General features: G+C 51.8%; 14 protein-coding genes. 9 read left to right on the top strand and 5 right to left on the bottom strand.

What is annotated here, in order from left to right; genetic code table 11:
* Positions 1–178: 178 nt before the first annotated feature.
* Positions 179–1,162, bottom strand: coding sequence for an aldo/keto reductase (locus PPL9_RS13360; protein ID WP_057463145.1), 984 nt, complete (start codon positions 1,160–1,162; stop codon positions 179–181).
* A gap of 46 nt (positions 1,163–1,208) precedes the next feature.
* Here PPL9_RS13360 and PPL9_RS13355 point away from each other — a divergent pair, with 46 nt between their 5' ends.
* Positions 1,209–2,159 (top strand): LysR family transcriptional regulator, encoded by a 951-nt coding sequence (locus tag PPL9_RS13355; RefSeq protein WP_057463257.1) that lies wholly within the window; start codon positions 1,209–1,211, stop codon positions 2,157–2,159.
* Positions 2,160–2,169: 10 nt separating this feature from the next.
* Here PPL9_RS13355 and PPL9_RS13350 read toward each other — a convergent pair whose 3' ends face one another.
* The 3 genes from PPL9_RS13350 to PPL9_RS13340 all read right to left on the bottom strand — a co-directional run bounded on the left by PPL9_RS13350 (position 2,170) and on the right by PPL9_RS13340 (position 6,280).
* Complete coding sequence (locus PPL9_RS13350) at positions 2,170–3,354, bottom strand: FAD-binding oxidoreductase (protein WP_057463144.1); 1,185 nt, start codon at positions 3,352–3,354, stop codon at positions 2,170–2,172.
* 175 nt (positions 3,355–3,529) lie between these two features.
* A complete protein-coding gene (locus PPL9_RS13345) occupies positions 3,530–4,729 on the bottom strand; it encodes an acyl-CoA dehydrogenase (RefSeq protein ID WP_057463143.1) in 1,200 nt (399 codons plus the stop codon).
* Between the two features lie 12 nt (positions 4,730–4,741).
* Positions 4,742–6,280 (bottom strand): aldehyde dehydrogenase family protein, encoded by a 1,539-nt coding sequence (locus PPL9_RS13340; protein WP_057463142.1) that lies wholly within the window; start codon positions 6,278–6,280, stop codon positions 4,742–4,744.
* 310 nt (positions 6,281–6,590) lie between these two features.
* On the opposite strand from PPL9_RS13340, the gene PPL9_RS13335 reads away from it, so the two are divergent.
* The gene (locus PPL9_RS13335; protein ID WP_057463141.1) at positions 6,591–7,514 is read left to right on the top strand and encodes a LysR substrate-binding domain-containing protein; all 924 of its coding nucleotides are present in this window, start codon (positions 6,591–6,593) and stop codon (positions 7,512–7,514) included.
* Positions 7,515–7,631: 117 nt separating this feature from the next.
* Positions 7,632–8,933 carry a hypothetical protein gene (locus tag PPL9_RS13330; RefSeq protein ID WP_057463140.1) on the top strand — a complete coding sequence of 434 codons (1,302 nt, stop codon included), beginning with the start codon at positions 7,632–7,634 and terminating at the stop codon, positions 8,931–8,933.
* Between the two features lie 20 nt (positions 8,934–8,953).
* Here PPL9_RS13330 and PPL9_RS13325 read toward each other — a convergent pair whose 3' ends face one another.
* On the bottom strand, positions 8,954–9,808 hold the full coding sequence (locus PPL9_RS13325) for a GNAT family N-acetyltransferase (protein ID WP_057463139.1): 855 nt from the start codon (positions 9,806–9,808) through the stop codon (positions 8,954–8,956).
* A 237-nt stretch (positions 9,809–10,045) separates the two neighbouring features.
* On the opposite strand from PPL9_RS13325, the gene mtnA reads away from it, so the two are divergent.
* The 6 genes from mtnA to dnaN all read left to right on the top strand — a co-directional run bounded on the left by mtnA (position 10,046) and on the right by dnaN (position 16,685).
* A complete protein-coding gene (mtnA, locus tag PPL9_RS13320) occupies positions 10,046–11,152 on the top strand; it encodes an S-methyl-5-thioribose-1-phosphate isomerase (RefSeq protein WP_057463138.1) in 1,107 nt (368 codons plus the stop codon).
* A gap of 90 nt (positions 11,153–11,242) precedes the next feature.
* Positions 11,243–12,016, top strand: coding sequence for an enoyl-CoA hydratase (locus PPL9_RS13315; protein WP_057463137.1), 774 nt, complete (start codon positions 11,243–11,245; stop codon positions 12,014–12,016).
* 178 nt (positions 12,017–12,194) lie between these two features.
* A complete protein-coding gene (gene rpsT / locus PPL9_RS13310; RefSeq protein WP_057463136.1) occupies positions 12,195–12,461 on the top strand; it encodes a 30S ribosomal protein S20 in 267 nt (88 codons plus the stop codon).
* A gap of 680 nt (positions 12,462–13,141) precedes the next feature.
* Positions 13,142–13,576 carry a rhodanese-like domain-containing protein gene (locus PPL9_RS13305; protein ID WP_057463135.1) on the top strand — a complete coding sequence of 145 codons (435 nt, stop codon included), beginning with the start codon at positions 13,142–13,144 and terminating at the stop codon, positions 13,574–13,576.
* Between the two features lie 176 nt (positions 13,577–13,752).
* Positions 13,753–15,219, top strand: coding sequence for a chromosomal replication initiator protein DnaA (gene dnaA, locus PPL9_RS13300; protein WP_057463134.1), 1,467 nt, complete (start codon positions 13,753–13,755; stop codon positions 15,217–15,219).
* Between the two features lie 347 nt (positions 15,220–15,566).
* Complete coding sequence (dnaN, locus tag PPL9_RS13295) at positions 15,567–16,685, top strand: DNA polymerase III subunit beta (RefSeq protein WP_057463256.1); 1,119 nt, start codon at positions 15,567–15,569, stop codon at positions 16,683–16,685.
* The last annotated feature ends 113 nt before the right edge of the window (positions 16,686–16,798 follow it).

The following is a 16,798-nucleotide window of genomic DNA, read 5'->3' as shown; positions in this document are numbered from 1 at the left end:
GTCACGTTTGAAGTTCGGTTCACCGGACCACCAGAAAGATGCGTTACCTCTCCTGACAGCCCCACCCAACCCACGCCTCACTGACGGACGGTCCGCCAGCAGCCCGTTGCGTGGGCATGTCTCTCAGAATATGGGAGAAAACTGGGAGGGGAATAAGTTTTATAGATCACTCAGCTGCTTACGCATTAAGGCCTTTCATGCCCTCAGGCGTGTACCGCTCACCCACAACAGGAATGTGAGCAATCTCAGCGTCTAGTGCGAGCCCCTCTTCAGCGGTCAATTCAATCTCAGGTGCAGCAGCGTTTTCTTCCAGATACTTCAGCCTCTTAGTTCCCGGAATTGGCACGATATCGTTTCCCTTTGCCAGCAACCAGGCAAGGGAGAGCTGTGCAGGCGTGCATTTCTTCTGGTGTGCGGCCGCTGTAATCACTTTCGCGATACCTTCGTTGATGAGCAGGGCTTCTTTCGAAAATCTCGGCAGATTGGCGCGAAAATCACCCTCTTCAAACTCCGTTTTCGAGTTGAAACTGCCCGTCAAAAAACCTCTCCCCAATGGAGAATAAGGGACAAATCCAATGCCAAGCTCACGGCATGCAGGCAGGATTGCGCTTTCGACATCACGTGACCACAGCGAGTATTCTGTCTGCACAGCTGCAATTGGATGAACCGCATGCGCCCGGCGCAGTGTTGTCTCGTTGATCTCACAAAGCCCGATATTGCCGATCTTTCCTTCATCAACCAACCGCGAAAGCTCGCCCATCACATCCTCAACGGGTTGCTCCGGGTTAACGCGATGAACGTAGTAAAGGTCAATGTAATCAACGCCCAAACGCTTCAGAGAGGCCTCACAAGCCTGCCGCGCATATTGCCGACTATTCTCGATTGTCCGCTTGTATTCGCCGGATTTCCGATTGATGCCGAATTTCGTTGCGATTTTGAGAGGCGCTTTTGTTTCCTTCAAAAAACGGCCGATCAACTCCTCATTGTGGTGAGGGCCATACATGTCAGCCGTATCGAAAAAATCTATGCCCAGTTCAACGGCTCGTGCCATCACACCCAAGGACACGCTGTCATCGTGTGAGCCATAAAACTCACTCATACCCATGCAGCCCAGACCAAGCGCTGAGACGTTAAGTTTAGATCCAAGTTGGCGCGTTTTCATCAGAAGCTTCCTTGTGTTGCTGCTGAATACTTGCCATGTTTCAAAAATGGAAAATACGAGTAGAAATGGAAAGCTGATTTCCGAATTTGGAAATGAAGTTCTGCGCGACCTTGTATGGGATGACACCAAAGCCTTTCTGGCTGTCGCCAGAACAGGAACACTCAGCGCGGCTGCTCAACACCTACAGATCGGTATGGCGACGCTGTCGAGAAAGATTGATCGTCTCGAAGAAACGCTGAAAATCCCTTTGTTCGTCAGGCACCAGTCCGGCTATCAGCTCACGGAGGATGGCCGTGAGCTGCTGGCAAAAGCAGAAGCGCTGGAAGCCGCAGCCGCAGCATTTTCCTCCGGCGCAAAGGCTCAGGCAGGCATTTCCGGAAAACTGCGCCTTGCCACAGCTGAAAACCTCGCCACTCACCTGATTTTGCCTGCACTGCCCGAGCTGCGCACCAACTATCCGGACCTGTATATCGAAATTTTGACCGACGTAAGCTCAGTCAACCTGCACCGCCGTGATGCAGACCTCGCTATACGGATGGTAAAACCAGAAAGCGGCAATGTCACACTGCGCCGCTTGGGAACACTCGGCTTCGGCCTTTATGCGAGCAAAGAATATCTGCTCAAGCGGACCGAACTCGAAAAGCCTGAGAGCTATGAGGACGACGACTGCATATCCTGGAGTGAAGCGCAGGCTCACCTTGCCGCAGCACAATGGATTCGACGTGCTTTAAAAGGCCGTGAGCCTGCAGTTTTAACCTCATCACTCGCCACGCAAGTGGTCGCCGCCAAAGCCGGGCTCGGTCTGGCGGTTCTCCCTCACTTCCTTGCAGCAGAAGCCGGGCTTGTCTGCGTGGAAGCCAACATCGGCGTTGATCAACAAATCTATCTGGTCATGCACTCTGATCTCGCCCATTCCCCCCGAATGCGCGTCATGGCAGACTTCCTCGCCGACCTGATCATCAAAAACCGAGTCAGATTAAGCGGCCCACCTCAGTAGGCCGATCTTCTTAAACCACATTCCGCTCAATCAGCGGATTGTTCGCGGTCAGGCGCTCAACACCAAGCTCGGAAAGGTCCAGCGTCTCATAGCGGCCTGTTACGATATGTTCGGCAAGACCGCGCCCCACCGCTGGGCTTTGCTGAAGGCCGTGACCGGAAAAGCCCAGCGCGATGTAAAAGTCTTCAATGCCGGGCACCGGACCGGTAAATGCGTTGTGATCGAACAGGTTCACATCATAGTGCCCTGCCCAAGCCGCACCGGGTTTGATGGCCTCAAATGCAGGAATCCGATTGGCGAGTGTTGGCCAAAGGTGTTCCTCAAAGAAGGAATAATCGACATCATAGTCGAAGGAATCCGGGTCTTGCTCTTCATCTGGTGAGCTGCCGCAGATAAAGCCTGTCCCTTCAGGGCGCACATAGGTGCCATTCGGATCAACAAGCAACGGCAGACCCGGAACCTCATCGCGGCATTCAAAGGTGAAAATCATGCGCTTTTTGGAGTGCACAGGCGCTTCAAAACCTGCTTCCATGCAAATCTGAGTACCACCTGACGCCCCTGCTGCATTCACCACAACACCAGCTTCCACCTGTTCTCCGTTGGAGAGCGTCAAAATCCAGCTGCCTCCCATGATCTTTTCAAGGTGAACCACTTGATACGGCTCATAAGGCACGTTCAGGGAGCGCGCTTTGCGGCGAAACGCCTGCATCAGGCCATAGCCGTCAAACCAGCCTTCGCCGGACAGGCCATGACAGCCAGCAGAAAGATCAGAGACGTTGAGCCACGGAAATTTGGCTTTCAGCGCATCAGCCCCCAGAAAACTGATGTCAGCACCCATCTTCTGCTGCAGCGCGTGGTTCTCTTCCAAAATGCTGCGTTTGTCTGGCGTTGCAAGAAACAGATAACCGCCCTCAACCAGATCAATGCGTGGCTGCTCTCCGTCAACTTCCAGAAGATTGCCAATATTGCGCAGGAAATCGATGCCGTAGAGCGAAATGTCGATGTTCACGGCAGAGGAGAACTGTTGGCGAATAGAAGCGGCAGAAAGCGCCGAAGCGCAATGTTGGTAAGACGGGTCTTTCTCAAAGACCGCAATGCTACCCTTAAAGTCGTCGCGTTGTGCAAGATGGTACGCCACCGATGACCCGATGACAGCCCCCCCAATAATAGCAACATCCACTGAAGCTATCGCCATAGTCACACCTGAATACTGAGAAATGGAAAAGAGTAAGAACCGACGCCCGAAACAATTAGGCGGGTATTTGCGAGCGCCGGTCTAAAAGGGAGGCGAAACGCCTCCCAAGAGCATCAAGCGTAATCTCAAAAAAGGCCTCCCAGCACTTTCATGAGACTACGATGCTGATCAGGGCTTAAAAGAAAGCCTGAAGGCCAGTCTGCGCACGACCCAGAATAAGGGCGTGAACGTCATGTGTACCTTCATAAGTGTTGACGGTCTCAAGGTTCTGAGCATGGCGCATCACCATGAATTCCTCGGAGATGCCATTACCACCGTGCATGTCACGTGCCTGACGCGCGATATCCAGCGCCTTGCCGCAGTTGTTGCGCTTCACAATGGAAATCATCTCAGGAGCAACGCGGCCTTCGTCAAACAGACGACCAACACGTAGGGAAGCCTGAAGGCCGAGAGTAATCTCGGTCTGCATGTCTGCCAGCTTCTTCTGGAACAGCTGTGTCTGTGCCAGAGGACGGTTGAACTGCTTGCGGTCCATGCCGTACTGACGAGCACGCATCCAGCAATCTTCCGCAGCGCCCAGCGCACCCCAGGAGATGCCGTAGCGAGCGCGGTTCAGACAGCCAAACGGACCTTTCAGGCCAGAAACGTTAGGCAACAGCGCATCTTCACCCACTTCAACGTTGTCCATCACAATTTCACCGGTGATGGAAGCGCGCAGAGACAGCTTGCCTTCGATCTTAGGGGCTGAAAGACCTTCCATACCCTTTTCAAGAACGAAACCGCGGATCTGGTTGTCATGCGCTTCAGACTTCGCCCAAACCACAAACACGTCTGCAATTGGAGAGTTGGAAATCCACATCTTGGAACCAGTGATGCGGTATCCGCTCTCGGTCTTCACAGCGCGGGTGCGCATGCCAGCCGGGTCAGACCCTGCATCCGGCTCAGTCAGACCAAAACAGCCAACGTATTCGCCAGAAGCAAGCTTCGGCAGATACTTCATGCGCTGCTCTTCAGAGCCGTACGCGTAGATTGGGTACATCACCAACGAGGACTGCACACTCATCATGGAGCGGTAGCCACTGTCCACACGCTCGACTTCGCGGGCAACGAGGCCGTAAGCCACATAAGACGCACCTGAACCACCGTATTGCTCTGGAAGGGTCACGCCAAGCAGGCCCTGCTCGCCCATCTCGTTAAAGATGGAGCGGTCAGTCTTCTCTTCGCGGTAGGCTTCCATCACACGTGGCAGAAGCTTTTCTTGAGCGTAGGCACGCGCGCTTTCCATGATGAGGACTTCGTCTTCATTCAACTGGTCGCGCATGAGGAAAGGGTCTTCCCAATTGAAGACGCCTCCGCCGGTTGGATCACTACTCATGCTCAAAATTCCTTATTCAACGTCAAACTTCACACCCTGCGCCAATGGAAGAGCGCCAGAGTAGTTGATGGTATTGGTCGCGCGGCGCATGTATGCCTTCCAGGCATCAGAGCCAGCTTCACGGCCACCACCAGTTTCTTTCTCACCACCGAATGCGCCGCCAATTTCAGCACCGGATGGGCCAATATTGACGTTTGCAATGCCGCAATCAGAGCCGACAACAGAAACGAAAGTTTCAGCTTCACCCATGTCTTTGGTGAAGACGGAAGAAGACAGACCAGCACCAACACCGTTCTGAATTTCAATCGCTTCATCAAAGTCGCTGTAGCGAACGACGTAGAGGATCGGAGCAAAAGTCTCTTCCAGTACAGGACCAACCTGACCTGGCATTTCAACAACAGCAGGCTGAACGTAATAGGCATCCGGATACTCATCCGCCATCACGCGCTGGCCACCATGCACGGTGCCGCCAGCAGCTTTCGCAGCTTCCAGAGACTTCTGCATGTTGTCAAAAGCGTCTTTGTCGATGAGCGGACCGATCAGCGTGCCTTCTTCGGTCGGAATGCCGATCTTCACAGAGGCATATGCCTTGATAAGACGTGGGATCAGCGCATCATAAACGCTGTCATGCGTGATCAGACGGCGCAGAGTAGTACAACGCTGACCACAAGTACCCATTGCAGAGAAGGCCACGCCGCGCAGGGTCAGGTCCAGATCAGCAGATGGGGTCACGATCGCTGCGTTGTTGCCACCCAGCTCAAGAATGGACTTGCCGAAGCGCTGCGCAACACGTGGACCAACCTGACGACCCATGCGAGTGGAACCGGTTGCGGAGATAACAGGAACGCGCTTGTCGTCGACTAGTGTCTCACCGATTTCACGGCCACCCACGATGACTTCTAGCAAGCCCTTCGGCGCATCATCACCAAACTTGGCAACCGCACGCTCAAACAGCGCAGCACATGCCATTGCTGTCAGAGGAGATTTCTCAGATGGCTTCCAAACAACGGAGTCACCACAAACAAAGGCCAGTGCTGCGTTCCAGGACCAGACCGCGACTGGGAAGTTGAACGCGGAGATCACACCAATGACACCGGATGAGTGCCAGGTTTCCATCATGCGGTGACCCGGACGCTCGGTCGCGATGGTCAGGCCGTACAGCTGACGGGAAAGCCCAACTGCGAAATCGCAGATGTCGATCATTTCCTGAACTTCACCCAGACCTTCAGAGGTGATCTTGCCTGCTTCCAGGCTCACCAGCTTGCCGAGGTCATCTTTATAAGTGCGAAGCTCTTCACCCAGCAGGCGAACCAGTTCACCACGACGAGGTGCAGGCAGCTTGCGCCACTCTTTGAAAGCATCGTGAGCACGACCAATCGCAGCGGAGGTTTCCGCGGCGCTGTCTTCTTTGATCATCGCCAGTGTTTCACCGGAGTTTGGAGAAGTTGCAGCAAGTGTGCCACCTTCCAAAGCAGCGCGGGCAACACCCATACGCTCCATGAGTTCCATTGTTTCTTTTGCGAATTGCGCGGTATCCAGACCTACGGTCATTGAAGCCCCCAAAGAGTGAGAAACAGTCAGTTCGAAATTTGAGCAGAGTTTCTCTTGTCCTGTTCACGGGTAAAAGCTACGTCTTTTCCATTATTCATTCGCATATGGAATGACTGATAATTTCGCTTGGATCTTGCGCTAGTGAGAAAACTGCTTAAAATCAGTAGGATAATAATGGGTATCGGCCTATTTGAGATTCTGTTTTAAGAAGGAGATGATGCCAGATAGAACGAAATTTAATCGTGTTGGGTGTGCTTAACCTCGCGATTTCAGGAGTTTCGAGCTGTTCACGGCATCATGAGAGGTCAGCATGAAGCGTGGTTTTATCCCCCCGATAGACTGTTTGATCGCATTCGAAAGCGCAGCGCGGCACGGCAGTTTCACGCGTGCAGCTGAAGAATTGTTCCTGACGCAAGGGGCAGTCAGCAAACAGGTGCGCCTTTTGGAAGGTCGCTTGGGTGTTGAGCTGTTCAAACGGATTCGCCAGCGCATTGTTCTGACGGATGCCGGGCGTATCTACCTGCATGACATCCGCGGCACGTTGGAAAAGATGACCAGCGCGACCCGTCAGGTGATGTCCTTTGCGGGCAGTGAGGATGTGCTCAACGTCGCCGTCCTCCCAACCTTCGGCACCCGTTGGCTCGCCCGCCGTCTCCCCCATTTCCACGAGCGCTACCCGGAAGCCAGCTTCAACCTCTCCGTTCGTCTGCGCCCCTTCGATTTCTCGGTAGAACCGTTTGATGGAGCGATCCATTACGGAGAACCTGTCTGGGCAGGTGCCATCGCAGAGCCGCTGTTTCAGGAAGAAGTCATTCCAGTCGCCTCCAGAGCATTCCGCGACAGACACAGCCTGCGCACGCCGGAGGACCTGATCGACGTTATGCGCCTGCACCAGTCAACACGGCCAGATGCATGGCAAAAATGGTTCTCTCTGGCAGGTGTAGAAACAGATGGGGCCTTCCAGGGCCCGCGTTTCGATCAGTTCACCATGATCTCACAAGCCGCCGCCTCCGGTTTGGGTGTGGCTCTGGTGCCAAAGTTCTTTATTGAGGAAGAGCTCGCCGCAGGTACACTGGTCCGCCTGTTTAACATCAGCCTCAAACTCTCCTCCGCCTACCACTTCGTCTACCCCGAAAACCGCACCCTGCGCCCAGTCGTAAAATCCTTCAAAGCATGGCTCCAGGAAGAAGCCCACGAACAGCAATTGGATCGGGAGACCCTGCTGCCGCAGTAGGGATAGGTACTGTTAAAGCATGAGCCGTCTTCAGATGTGATGTATCAAGAGAGTTTGTGCTATTTAATTTATGCAACTATACGGTGTAATTTCTACAATTTGTACGCAGGGATAATTATGACACGTTGGGTAGACGCTTACAAAGGGCACCAAATACACGAAACTGTCCAGCAGAGTTTAGAGTGGGTGGAAACAAAGTTCGATAAAACGGACCGAGCAGTTGAGGTGGAACGATTACGTTTAGTTAAGTTTCTAAAAATGCTCTCTGGTATTCTAGACATATTAGACCCTGAACTTTCTCCTACGCCGCAACTTACCAATCTAAACAACCACCTTCGACAACAACATTTTTGGAATGAGCTTTACAGTTTTAGTAATAGTGGTCAAAAGCAACATTTAATTAATGCAAACAATCAGTTAGATAGCCAGTTTGCAACAATTCACCAGCTAGCTTGGATGACTAAAAGAACAGAATCTTCCAAAATTGTCCGAGAAGTAGAAAAGGTGTTCAACGCTTTTTGTACGGAAATCGAAGAATCAACGTCTAACTTAAAAACTCGTATTGATGCAAATGATCAGCAAATTAGTGAAGTCGAGGCTAAAGAAAGCACACTTCAACAAGCATTGAATGATTTGGATATTTCTCAAAGGAACCTTCTGGCTAACTGGCAAACCGAGTTCACAGAAGCTGAAACTGCGCGTGCAAAAGAGCATTCCGACGCAACAATAAAGCGAGAAAAAGAGTTTTCTGAGTTTATTCGCAATACGATGGATGAGGCTGTAAAAACCAGAACAGATATCGCCAATGAACATCGAGAGAAGTTTGCTAACGCGCTCAATGCATTCGAGACGAACATAGAAACCACTGAAAAAGACATTTCTTCAAAGCACCAATCGATCCTAGACATTCATGGATTGGTTGCTTCTGATGGTGTCGCAGGACACTATCAATCTGGCGCAGAGCTAGAAAGGAAGCAAGCGTCTACTTGGCGCTGGATTACTATGGCATGTTATCTAGCAACATTGGCTTGGGTTGTCTTTAAGGGTAAGCTTGGATTTGGCTTATCGCAGTCTGGAAGCATCGATTGGCCAACAATTATCACTACTCTTTCTGTGACGGGTGTTGCGTTTGTAGCTGCCCAATTTGCTTCTCGTCAATCACGGCTTCATCGATTGAACGAGCAGAGGATGAGTTGGTTTTTCCTTGAGATGAAGGCTTTGGATCCTTTCATAAGCTCTTTGCCAATTGAGACACAGCAGGAACTTAAAAAGCAACTTAGTGAGAGAATTTTTGGCCAAGACAGAGTAATCGACGAAAAGCCATCGTCAGGAGTAAAAGACACGACAGTTGAAAAAGCCCTCGAGCTTGCCAGCTCGACTACGAGTCAGGCCTTAAAAGCCTTCTCTAAGGATAAGTAATGATGACCCTACACCCGATCCTACCCCAGCTCATAACTCGCAAAGCTGTAGATCTTGTCGAGGGGGAGGTTGGGGTCTTGGCCCTTATACATTCTGGCGGTAGCGAACACGGGTGATAGGTCGTAGCGCTCTGCCAGTTCCACGGCTTGTTCATTAGGCAAAGGCAGATCAATGTTGATCATCTGCCCTTTGGCGCTGCCAGCAAGGGCGCGGAACAGCAGGTCAGCCCCTTCAGGAGTTTCAGCGGCCATTGGGCCAATGCGATACCCATCACGGGCCGCACGGATAACGCCGTAACCGCGAACAATACCCTCTTCAACCAGATATAGGCCCCGGCGCATAGGGTTCATGGGCTCCATCCAGCGTTCCAGAAAGGCGGAGCGTTCTGCGGGAAAGTAGTTGCGGTCATATTCTATAATGCTTGGCAAAATGCCCTTGCCAATGATGGAAATACGCTGATCCATAGGCATGGTGACATCAGACAAGCCGCTGTAACGCATATTCTGGTGAACGAGCCTGAAGCCGGACTTCGCGTAATTGTCTTGCTCTTCCACCACGCCATCAAGGCCAATCGTCCGCCCTTCCAGCCGTTTCATGGCGGCATTCCATATAACGGCCCCAAGGCCTTGCCTGCGAAACTCTGGATGACAGATGTAAAAGCCGAGAAAGCCATAGGCCTCACCGTATTGAACGGCAGACACCATTGAGACCAGCTGATTGTTTAGATAGCAGCCAAGAAAACCGCCGGGATCCGCCGCATAATAGGATTGTGCATCATCTTCACCTGGATTCCACCCCTCTTGGGCGGCCCAATCCAACATGGTCAGAATGCCATCTTCATCCATAACGCGAATTTCAGTGTCCAGCGGAGCCATCGGAAGCCTCTTTCATCAACCCGGCAAAGTTATGTGTAAACTAACGTAAGAGAGTCAGCGTAGCGCAGTATGGTTAAAGAGGAGATGAAAGGCTTTCATCTAATTGGACCATGCGGAAACCGCGGACTGCAGAACTTTATGAGGAAAAGAAACCGGACGCGATAAAATGCAGATGGAGCCACGGAAAAATCCGATAATCTGACGCACAAACCGCATACATGGGTAGGAGACGTCGCGATGAAGGTTCATGGTAAAGCATACCGTTCCATTTGGCCGCTGGAAGCTGGAAAATCTGTCGGGATCATCGACCAGACCTGCCTACCTCATCGTTTTGTCGAGGTTGAACTGCGCAATCTGGAAGATGCAGCCGTTTCCATCAAGGACATGTGGGTTCGAGGCGCCCCACTAATTGGCGCAACAGCCGCCTTTGGTGTTGCTCTGGAAATGGCGCGAGACCCAAGCGACGCAGCACTAAGCAATGCGTGGCAGGTGCTCCATGCAACCCGCCCCACCGCAATTAACCTGCGCTGGGCGTTGAATGACATGCAAAGCCTGCTCTCAGAGCTGCCATTGGAGCAAAGAGCGGCAGCTGCATGGAAGCGGGCCGTCGAGATTTCTGATGAAGACGTGGCCTGCAACGAATCCATCGGCAAGCACGGCCTCAAGCTGATTGAAGAGATCGCTGCGCAAAAGAGCCCGGGCGAGACCATCAACATCCTGACCCACTGCAATGCAGGCTGGCTGGCGACTGTGGACTGGGGGACAGCCACCTCTCCGATCTATCAGGCCCATAACAAAGGCATCAAGGTCCATGTCTGGGTTGATGAAACCCGCCCACGTAATCAGGGCGCTGGCCTGACCGCATGGGAGCTGGGAGAGCACGGCGTGCCTCATACGTTGCTTGTCGACAATGCAGGTGGCCACCTCATGCAACATGGCATGGTGGATCTTTGCATCGTGGGAACAGACAGAACAACTGCACACGGCGATGTCTGCAACAAAATCGGCACCTACCTCAAAGCGCTGGCAGCCCATGACAATGGCGTCCCATTCTACGTGGCTCTGCCTTCCTCAACCATCGACTGGACCGTTGCTGATGGCCTGAAGGAAATTCCGATTGAAGAGCGCGGCGGCGAAGAGGTCGCGTGGATCTCGGGCGAAAACGCGGAGGGCAAGGTCGAGAAGGTGCGCATTTGCCCGCCAGAGACCCCTTTGTCCAACTTCGCGTTTGATGTGACGCCATCAAAGTACGTCACTGCCTTGATCACTGAGCGTGGTGCCTGTGCAGCTAGCAAAGAAGGGCTCGCAGCGCTGTTTCCAGAGCGGGCAAACACAGACGCCTGATAGAACTAAGACAAACGGATACCTTGCCGCTAAGCCATCACTCTTCAATGTTAGGGCAGAAATCCAAGTTGATTTTATTGGGAGGGACATATGTCCTACGAGAATATTCTGGTTGAGACACGCGGCAAGATTGGCCTGATTACGCTAAATCGCCCGAAAGTATTGAATGCATTGAACAGCGACCTGATCGCTGAGCTTGATGAAGCACTGAACGTATTTGATCGTGACCCTGAAATTGGCGCGACAGTCATCACCGGCTCCGAGAAAGCCTTCGCGGCGGGCGCTGACATTAAAGTGATGGCAGAATACGACTATCCGCAGACCTATCTGATGGACTTCATCACCAGCTGGGATCAGATCGCGCAAAAGCGTAAACCAATCATCGCAGCGGTCGCAGGCTTCGCGCTGGGCGGCGGATGTGAGCTTGCCATGATGTGTGATTTCATTCTGGCAGCAGAATCTGCGCAATTTGGTCAGCCAGAGATCAAACTTGGCGTTATGCCAGGTGCAGGTGGTACACAGAGATTAACAAGACTTGTTGGCAAGTCAAAAGCAATGGAAATGTGCTTGACAGGCCGTATGATGGATGCATCAGAGGCTGAGCGCGCTGGTCTGGTTTCTCGTGTTATCGCAAATGAAGATCTGGTCGCTGAAGCAATCAAAGCTGCTGAAAAGATTGCAAGTTTCTCGACTCCAATTGTTATGATGACGAAGGAAAGTGTAAACCGTTCTTACGAAGTAACACTTGCTGAAGGCATTCGTTTTGAGCGTCGTTTGTTCCATTCTATGTTTGCAACCAGCGATCAAAAAGAAGGTATGAAGGCATTCATAGAAAAGAGAAAACCTGAATTCGAAGACGGATAAGCCGTTTTTAGGCAGGTCTACACCTTTTTTCGTTGACGAGGCTAAGACTCCCAACTATAAGCGCTCCACAACCAGAGGCGGATTTTGTTCGTCACTGAATTCGTTTGATCGGGGCGGCTTTGGGCGGTCTCGTTCGCGATTTGAAAACAGTTCTTACTGACAGATCAGGACAGAGCCCATGGCCAACACTCCTTCGGCCAAGAAGGCGGCACGTAAAATTGCTCGCCAGACGGCCACTAATAAGGCTCGCCGTAGCCGCGTACGTACATACGTTCGTAAAGTGGAAGAAGCAATTGTCGCGGGTGACCAGACAGCTGCTAACGAAGCATTCAAAGTTGCACAGCCTGAGATCATGCGTGCATCTACTAAAGGCGTTATGCATGCGAACACTGCGTCTCGCAAAGTATCCCGCATGAATGCCCGCATTAAGGCACTCGGCGCCTAATCCAATTTTTTTGGACTAAAAAAGCCCGGTCGTATGGCCGGGCTTTTTTGTTAGCTGGATAAGCTTACCCTAGGATAAAACTGGGGCATTTTCACGGCGGATAGCCTGTGGACTAGTCTCGGAGCCTGTCAAGGAAAATCCTTAAAAAACAATGGATTGGCTCTAGGTTAAAATTGTCACAGTTGAAATGAGCAGATTCTTGGTGAGTCAAGAGATGGGCGGATAAATTTTTTTTTATTCGCTTCCCGGGCCCACCATTAACCAAGCGCATATCGAGAAAGTTGTTGAGTTCACTGCTTTTTGCCGAACTTAGCCGTTGACGACATATGAGCTTGACCTTGCGTCACAGAAAGGGCATTTGCGTTTTGTAAACTTTCCGCTATTGCGGGACCAAAATCGGCTGTGTATGGTCAAGAAGAAGTCGGGTTGCTACCCGATCCCAGCATACAAGTTAGAAGAATCGAACCAGGGTCGGGCAAAGCTGGTCAGATGGCGTAAAGTCTAGGCGTTGCATTTTATAGTAATTGCAATTTAGACTACTAGAGTTGTTGCGTCATTTTGCTGCTATTGTTGCTTTTCCTTCTGATTTTTCTTGAATTTCGATTTTGAGTCTTTTTATAGTGGCTTACTCATTTGGGTGAGTAAACGTAATGCGTCTAGGTTAGTAAATGGAAGTATCTATGCATGAGTCCTATGCAGGTGATCGAAGCGTAACGGAAGTTTTCGAGAGCCTTAAAGCTGATGGTTCTGCAATTCTTGTAGATGTAAGAACCAACGCTGAATGGACCTTCGTAGGCATTCCGGATCTTTCCAAATTGGAGAAGGAAGTCATCCTTGCTGAATGGCAGGGTTTCCCATCCAATGGCCCTCATGAGGGCTTTGCGAGTCAACTTTCTGACGCATTGACGCAAAAAGGACTTGACCAAAACGCTGCAATCTTCTTTTTGTGCCGCTCTGGAGTTCGGAGTAAGGCAGCAGCGATCGCGATGACAGCCCTTGGCTATAAAAACTGCTACAACGTGGCAGACGGCTTTGAAGGCGGTCATGATGCTGAAGGTCATCGAGGCTCGGTTTCTGGGTGGAAGGCTCAAGGTCTTCCGTGGAGCCAAGGATAGCTCCCAAGAAATATTAGAATTTAGCAACGGTGTGTGGGCGCCACACCGATGTGATGTTTTTGTCTAATGGCAACGAAATAAAAAAGCGTCTGGTTCAACAAAGCTCGAAATGAGCGCAATAGATTTGATGGTTGAGTATCTGTGGCGGAATACTCAACGGCTGCAAGGAGGCGAGCATGCACGTTCAGGAAGCTCCAGGGCCGGAGCAATGGGATCGCGTTAAGAAACGTCTACGTGTTGAGTTGGGTGAAGATGTATTCTCCAGCTGGTTTGCACGTGTAGACATGGAAGGGCACACCAACGGCACCGTTCGTTTGTCTGTTCCTACGCGGTTTTTGAAGCAATGGATTCAGTCTCATTATTCAGAGCGTCTGATGGGACTTTGGAAAAATGAATGTGATGACATTCATAAGATCGAGCTCACCGTTCGCGGTGCCGTTCGTCCCCGTCCTGCAGCGGCTAAGCCAGCTGCACGCCCAGCACTGGGTGGCAAGACTGATATGCGCCCAATTCAGGTAAATGATCCTGTTGGTCTGCGCGCAACGTCCCCAATGCCATCCATGATGGGCGGTCGAGGTGGTCGTTCCGACCTTTCCTCTAAAGACGTACTCGAAGGGGCATCCCTCGATCCGAAATACGTCTTCGAAAGTTTTGTTGAAGGTGAATCCAACGTTCTGGCTCTTGCAGCAGCAAAGCAAGTTGCAGGCGGCGGTGTCGTAACCTTTAACCCGCTTTACCTCCATGCTTCTGTAGGTCTTGGTAAGACCCACTTGATGCAGGCGATTGCAAATCAGGCCCGTATGGCTGGTCGCCGTGTTCTGTACCTCACCGCAGAGCATTTCATGTACCGCTTCGTTGCCGCGCTTCAGGCGCAGTCTGCAATGTCCTTCAAGGAAACTCTGCGTTCTATCGATCTTCTTCTGATCGATGACATGCAGTTCCTTCATGGCAAGCAGGTGCAGCAGGAGTTCTGCCACACTCTTAATGCATTGATTGATGGTGCTCGTCAGGTTGTTGTTGCAGCTGACCGCGCTCCGGCTGAATTGGAAAGCCTGGATGATCGCGTTCGCTCCCGCCTGGCAGGTGGTCTGGTCGTAAATATCTCCGAACCAGATTTCCAGCTTCGTCGCGCTATCATTGAAGATCGTATGCGTGCTCAGCAGCGCTCATACCCGAACTTCACTGTGCCGGAGGCCGTTCTGGACTACGTTGCTCGTAACGTAACCTCTTCAGGTCGCGATCTGGAAGGTGCCCTGAACCGTCTCGTTGCGCATAATCAGCTGACAAACTCTCCGGTAACTCTGGAAATGGCTGAAATCACTCTGCGTGATCTCATCCGTGCAGCTGAACCACGCCGCGTTAAAATCGAAGACATTCAGCGCGTTGTGTCAAAACATTATAACGTCACAAAAGCAGATCTGCTTTCTGCACGCCGGACACGCACCATCGTGCGTCCTCGTCAAATCGCTATGTATCTCGCTAAGATGATGACCCCACGTTCTCTGCCAGAGATCGGTCGTCGCTTCGGCAATCGTGACCACACAACAGTACTCCATGCAGTTCGTAAAATCGAAGAGCTCTCCAAGGCAGATAACGGTCTTGCGCAGGAGCTGGAGCTGCTGAAGCGTATGCTGGACGCCTAGAGCGCATTCCATTTGATTGGCTTCAATCAAATGATCTGAATGAGCTCAAGGGAAGAACTTAGAGCACGATGTGTGAATGCAACGTGCTCTAATAAGCGTCCTCTACACGGAGCCATCTGGACTCCATGCAGGAATTTGGTGATTATTGGGGCGCTGCTTGCAGCGCCCCTCTTGCATTTTGCGAGCTAAACGTGCAGTTTGAACGACCCTGCACGAGGTTAAACTCGGCATAGTGGGCGAGTGCAGACCAAGTGGGCCTCTGCACTGAAACTGGGCAATTTGTATTAGTAATTCGCGGAGTTCGCTGCACCGGCGCGATGCTCCGCCCAGAAGAATGGACGTTTCGCATGAAAGTGACACTTGAGCGGACCGAGCTTTTGAAGTCTCTGACCCACGTACACCGTGTGGTGGAACGGCGGAACACCATTCCGATCCTCTCCAACGTGATGCTGCAGGCTGAAGGTGGCAACCTCAAGCTTAAGGCAACCGATTTGGATCTTGAGGTCGTGGAAAGCATCGCGGCAATGGTCGAAACGCCAGGTGGAACCACAGTGCCAGCTCACATGATCTACGAGATCGTACGCAAACTGCCAGATGGTTCTCAGGTTGTTTTGGAAACGTCTGGTGATGACAGCACTATGGAAATTCGCGCCGGGCGCTCCCGCTTCGCGCTGCAGATCCTGCCAGTCACCGACTTTCCTGACCTGACTGCAGGTGAGTTCAGTCACAGCTTCACCATGACCGCCGGCGGCATCCGCAAGTTGATCAACAGCACTCAGTTTGCGATCTCTACGGAAGAAACCCGCTACTACCTCAATGGTATCTACATGCACTCTCTGGATATCGGAGAAGGCCTGCGTTTCCGCGCTGTCGCAACGGACGGACACCGCCTCGCTCAGGCTGAGCTTGAGGCGCCGGAAGGCTCCGAGGGTATGCCTGGTATCATCGTACCGCGTAAAACCGTTGGCGAAATTCAGAAGCTGCTGGATGATCCGGAGGTTGAGATCAAAGTTGAGATCTCTGAAACCAAGATCCGTTTCACCATTGGTGATATCATCCTGACCTCAAAACTCATCGACGGAACCTTCCCGGATTATGAGCGCGTCATTCCAAAAGGAAACGACAAGGAACTGCGCGTTGATCGTGATGCCTTCAAGGAAGCAGTTGATCGCGTATCCACCATCGCATCTGATCGTGGCCGTGCAGTCAAAATGTCCCTGAGCGAAGGCAAGATCGTTCTGACGGTCACCAACCCAGACTCTGGTTCTGCGACTGAAGAAGTTGCAGTTGAGTACGACAACGAAGAATTCGAGATCGGCTTCAACTCCAAGTACCTGTTGGATATCGCAGCTCAGTTGGAAGCAGATTCTGCGCTCTTCACACTTGCGGATTCCGGTTCTCCGACCCTCGTTCGCGATGAAGGCAGTGATGAAGCGCTTTATGTGCTGATGCCAATGCGCGTTTAAATGTTTTGCCCTCGGTCCTAAGCCGGGGGCATTTTTTCTTCTGCTACATATTCCCGAAAAATAGCAGCCAGTTTTTGGATGAGAATATGCTCAAAACTCATGTAACCAAAGAG

Origin of the sequence: Pseudovibrio sp. POLY-S9 (genome assembly GCF_001431305.1) — a bacterium.
GTDB lineage: Bacteria > Pseudomonadota > Alphaproteobacteria > Rhizobiales > Stappiaceae > Pseudovibrio.
The sequence above is the reverse complement of the archived record's forward strand: the minus strand, read 5'-3'. Positions and strand labels throughout refer to the sequence as shown.

Excerpts from the sequence above, each read along its gene's own strand:
- PPL9_RS13360 (WP_057463145.1), bottom strand. The coding sequence starts at position 1,162 with ATGAAAACGCGCCAACTTGGATCTAAACTTAACGTCTCAGCGCTTGGT.
- PPL9_RS13340 (WP_057463142.1), bottom strand. The coding sequence starts at position 6,280 with ATGACCGTAGGTCTGGATACCGCGCAATTCGCAAAAGAAACAATGGAA.
- dnaN (WP_057463256.1), top strand. The coding sequence starts at position 15,567 with ATGAAAGTGACACTTGAGCGGACCGAGCTTTTGAAGTCTCTGACCCAC.
- dnaA (WP_057463134.1), top strand. The coding sequence starts at position 13,753 with ATGCACGTTCAGGAAGCTCCAGGGCCGGAGCAATGGGATCGCGTTAAG.
- rpsT (WP_057463136.1), top strand. The coding sequence starts at position 12,195 with ATGGCCAACACTCCTTCGGCCAAGAAGGCGGCACGTAAAATTGCTCGC.
- PPL9_RS13350 (WP_057463144.1), bottom strand. The coding sequence starts at position 3,354 with ATGGCGATAGCTTCAGTGGATGTTGCTATTATTGGGGGGGCTGTCATC.
- PPL9_RS13345 (WP_057463143.1), bottom strand. The coding sequence starts at position 4,729 with ATGAGTAGTGATCCAACCGGCGGAGGCGTCTTCAATTGGGAAGACCCT.
- PPL9_RS13325 (WP_057463139.1), bottom strand. The coding sequence starts at position 9,808 with ATGGCTCCGCTGGACACTGAAATTCGCGTTATGGATGAAGATGGCATT.
- PPL9_RS13315 (WP_057463137.1), top strand. The coding sequence starts at position 11,243 with ATGTCCTACGAGAATATTCTGGTTGAGACACGCGGCAAGATTGGCCTG.
- PPL9_RS13305 (WP_057463135.1), top strand. The coding sequence starts at position 13,142 with ATGCATGAGTCCTATGCAGGTGATCGAAGCGTAACGGAAGTTTTCGAG.
- mtnA (WP_057463138.1), top strand. The coding sequence starts at position 10,046 with ATGAAGGTTCATGGTAAAGCATACCGTTCCATTTGGCCGCTGGAAGCT.
- PPL9_RS13355 (WP_057463257.1), top strand. The coding sequence starts at position 1,209 with ATGGAAAATACGAGTAGAAATGGAAAGCTGATTTCCGAATTTGGAAAT.
- PPL9_RS13330 (WP_057463140.1), top strand. The coding sequence starts at position 7,632 with ATGACACGTTGGGTAGACGCTTACAAAGGGCACCAAATACACGAAACT.
- PPL9_RS13335 (WP_057463141.1), top strand. The coding sequence starts at position 6,591 with ATGAAGCGTGGTTTTATCCCCCCGATAGACTGTTTGATCGCATTCGAA.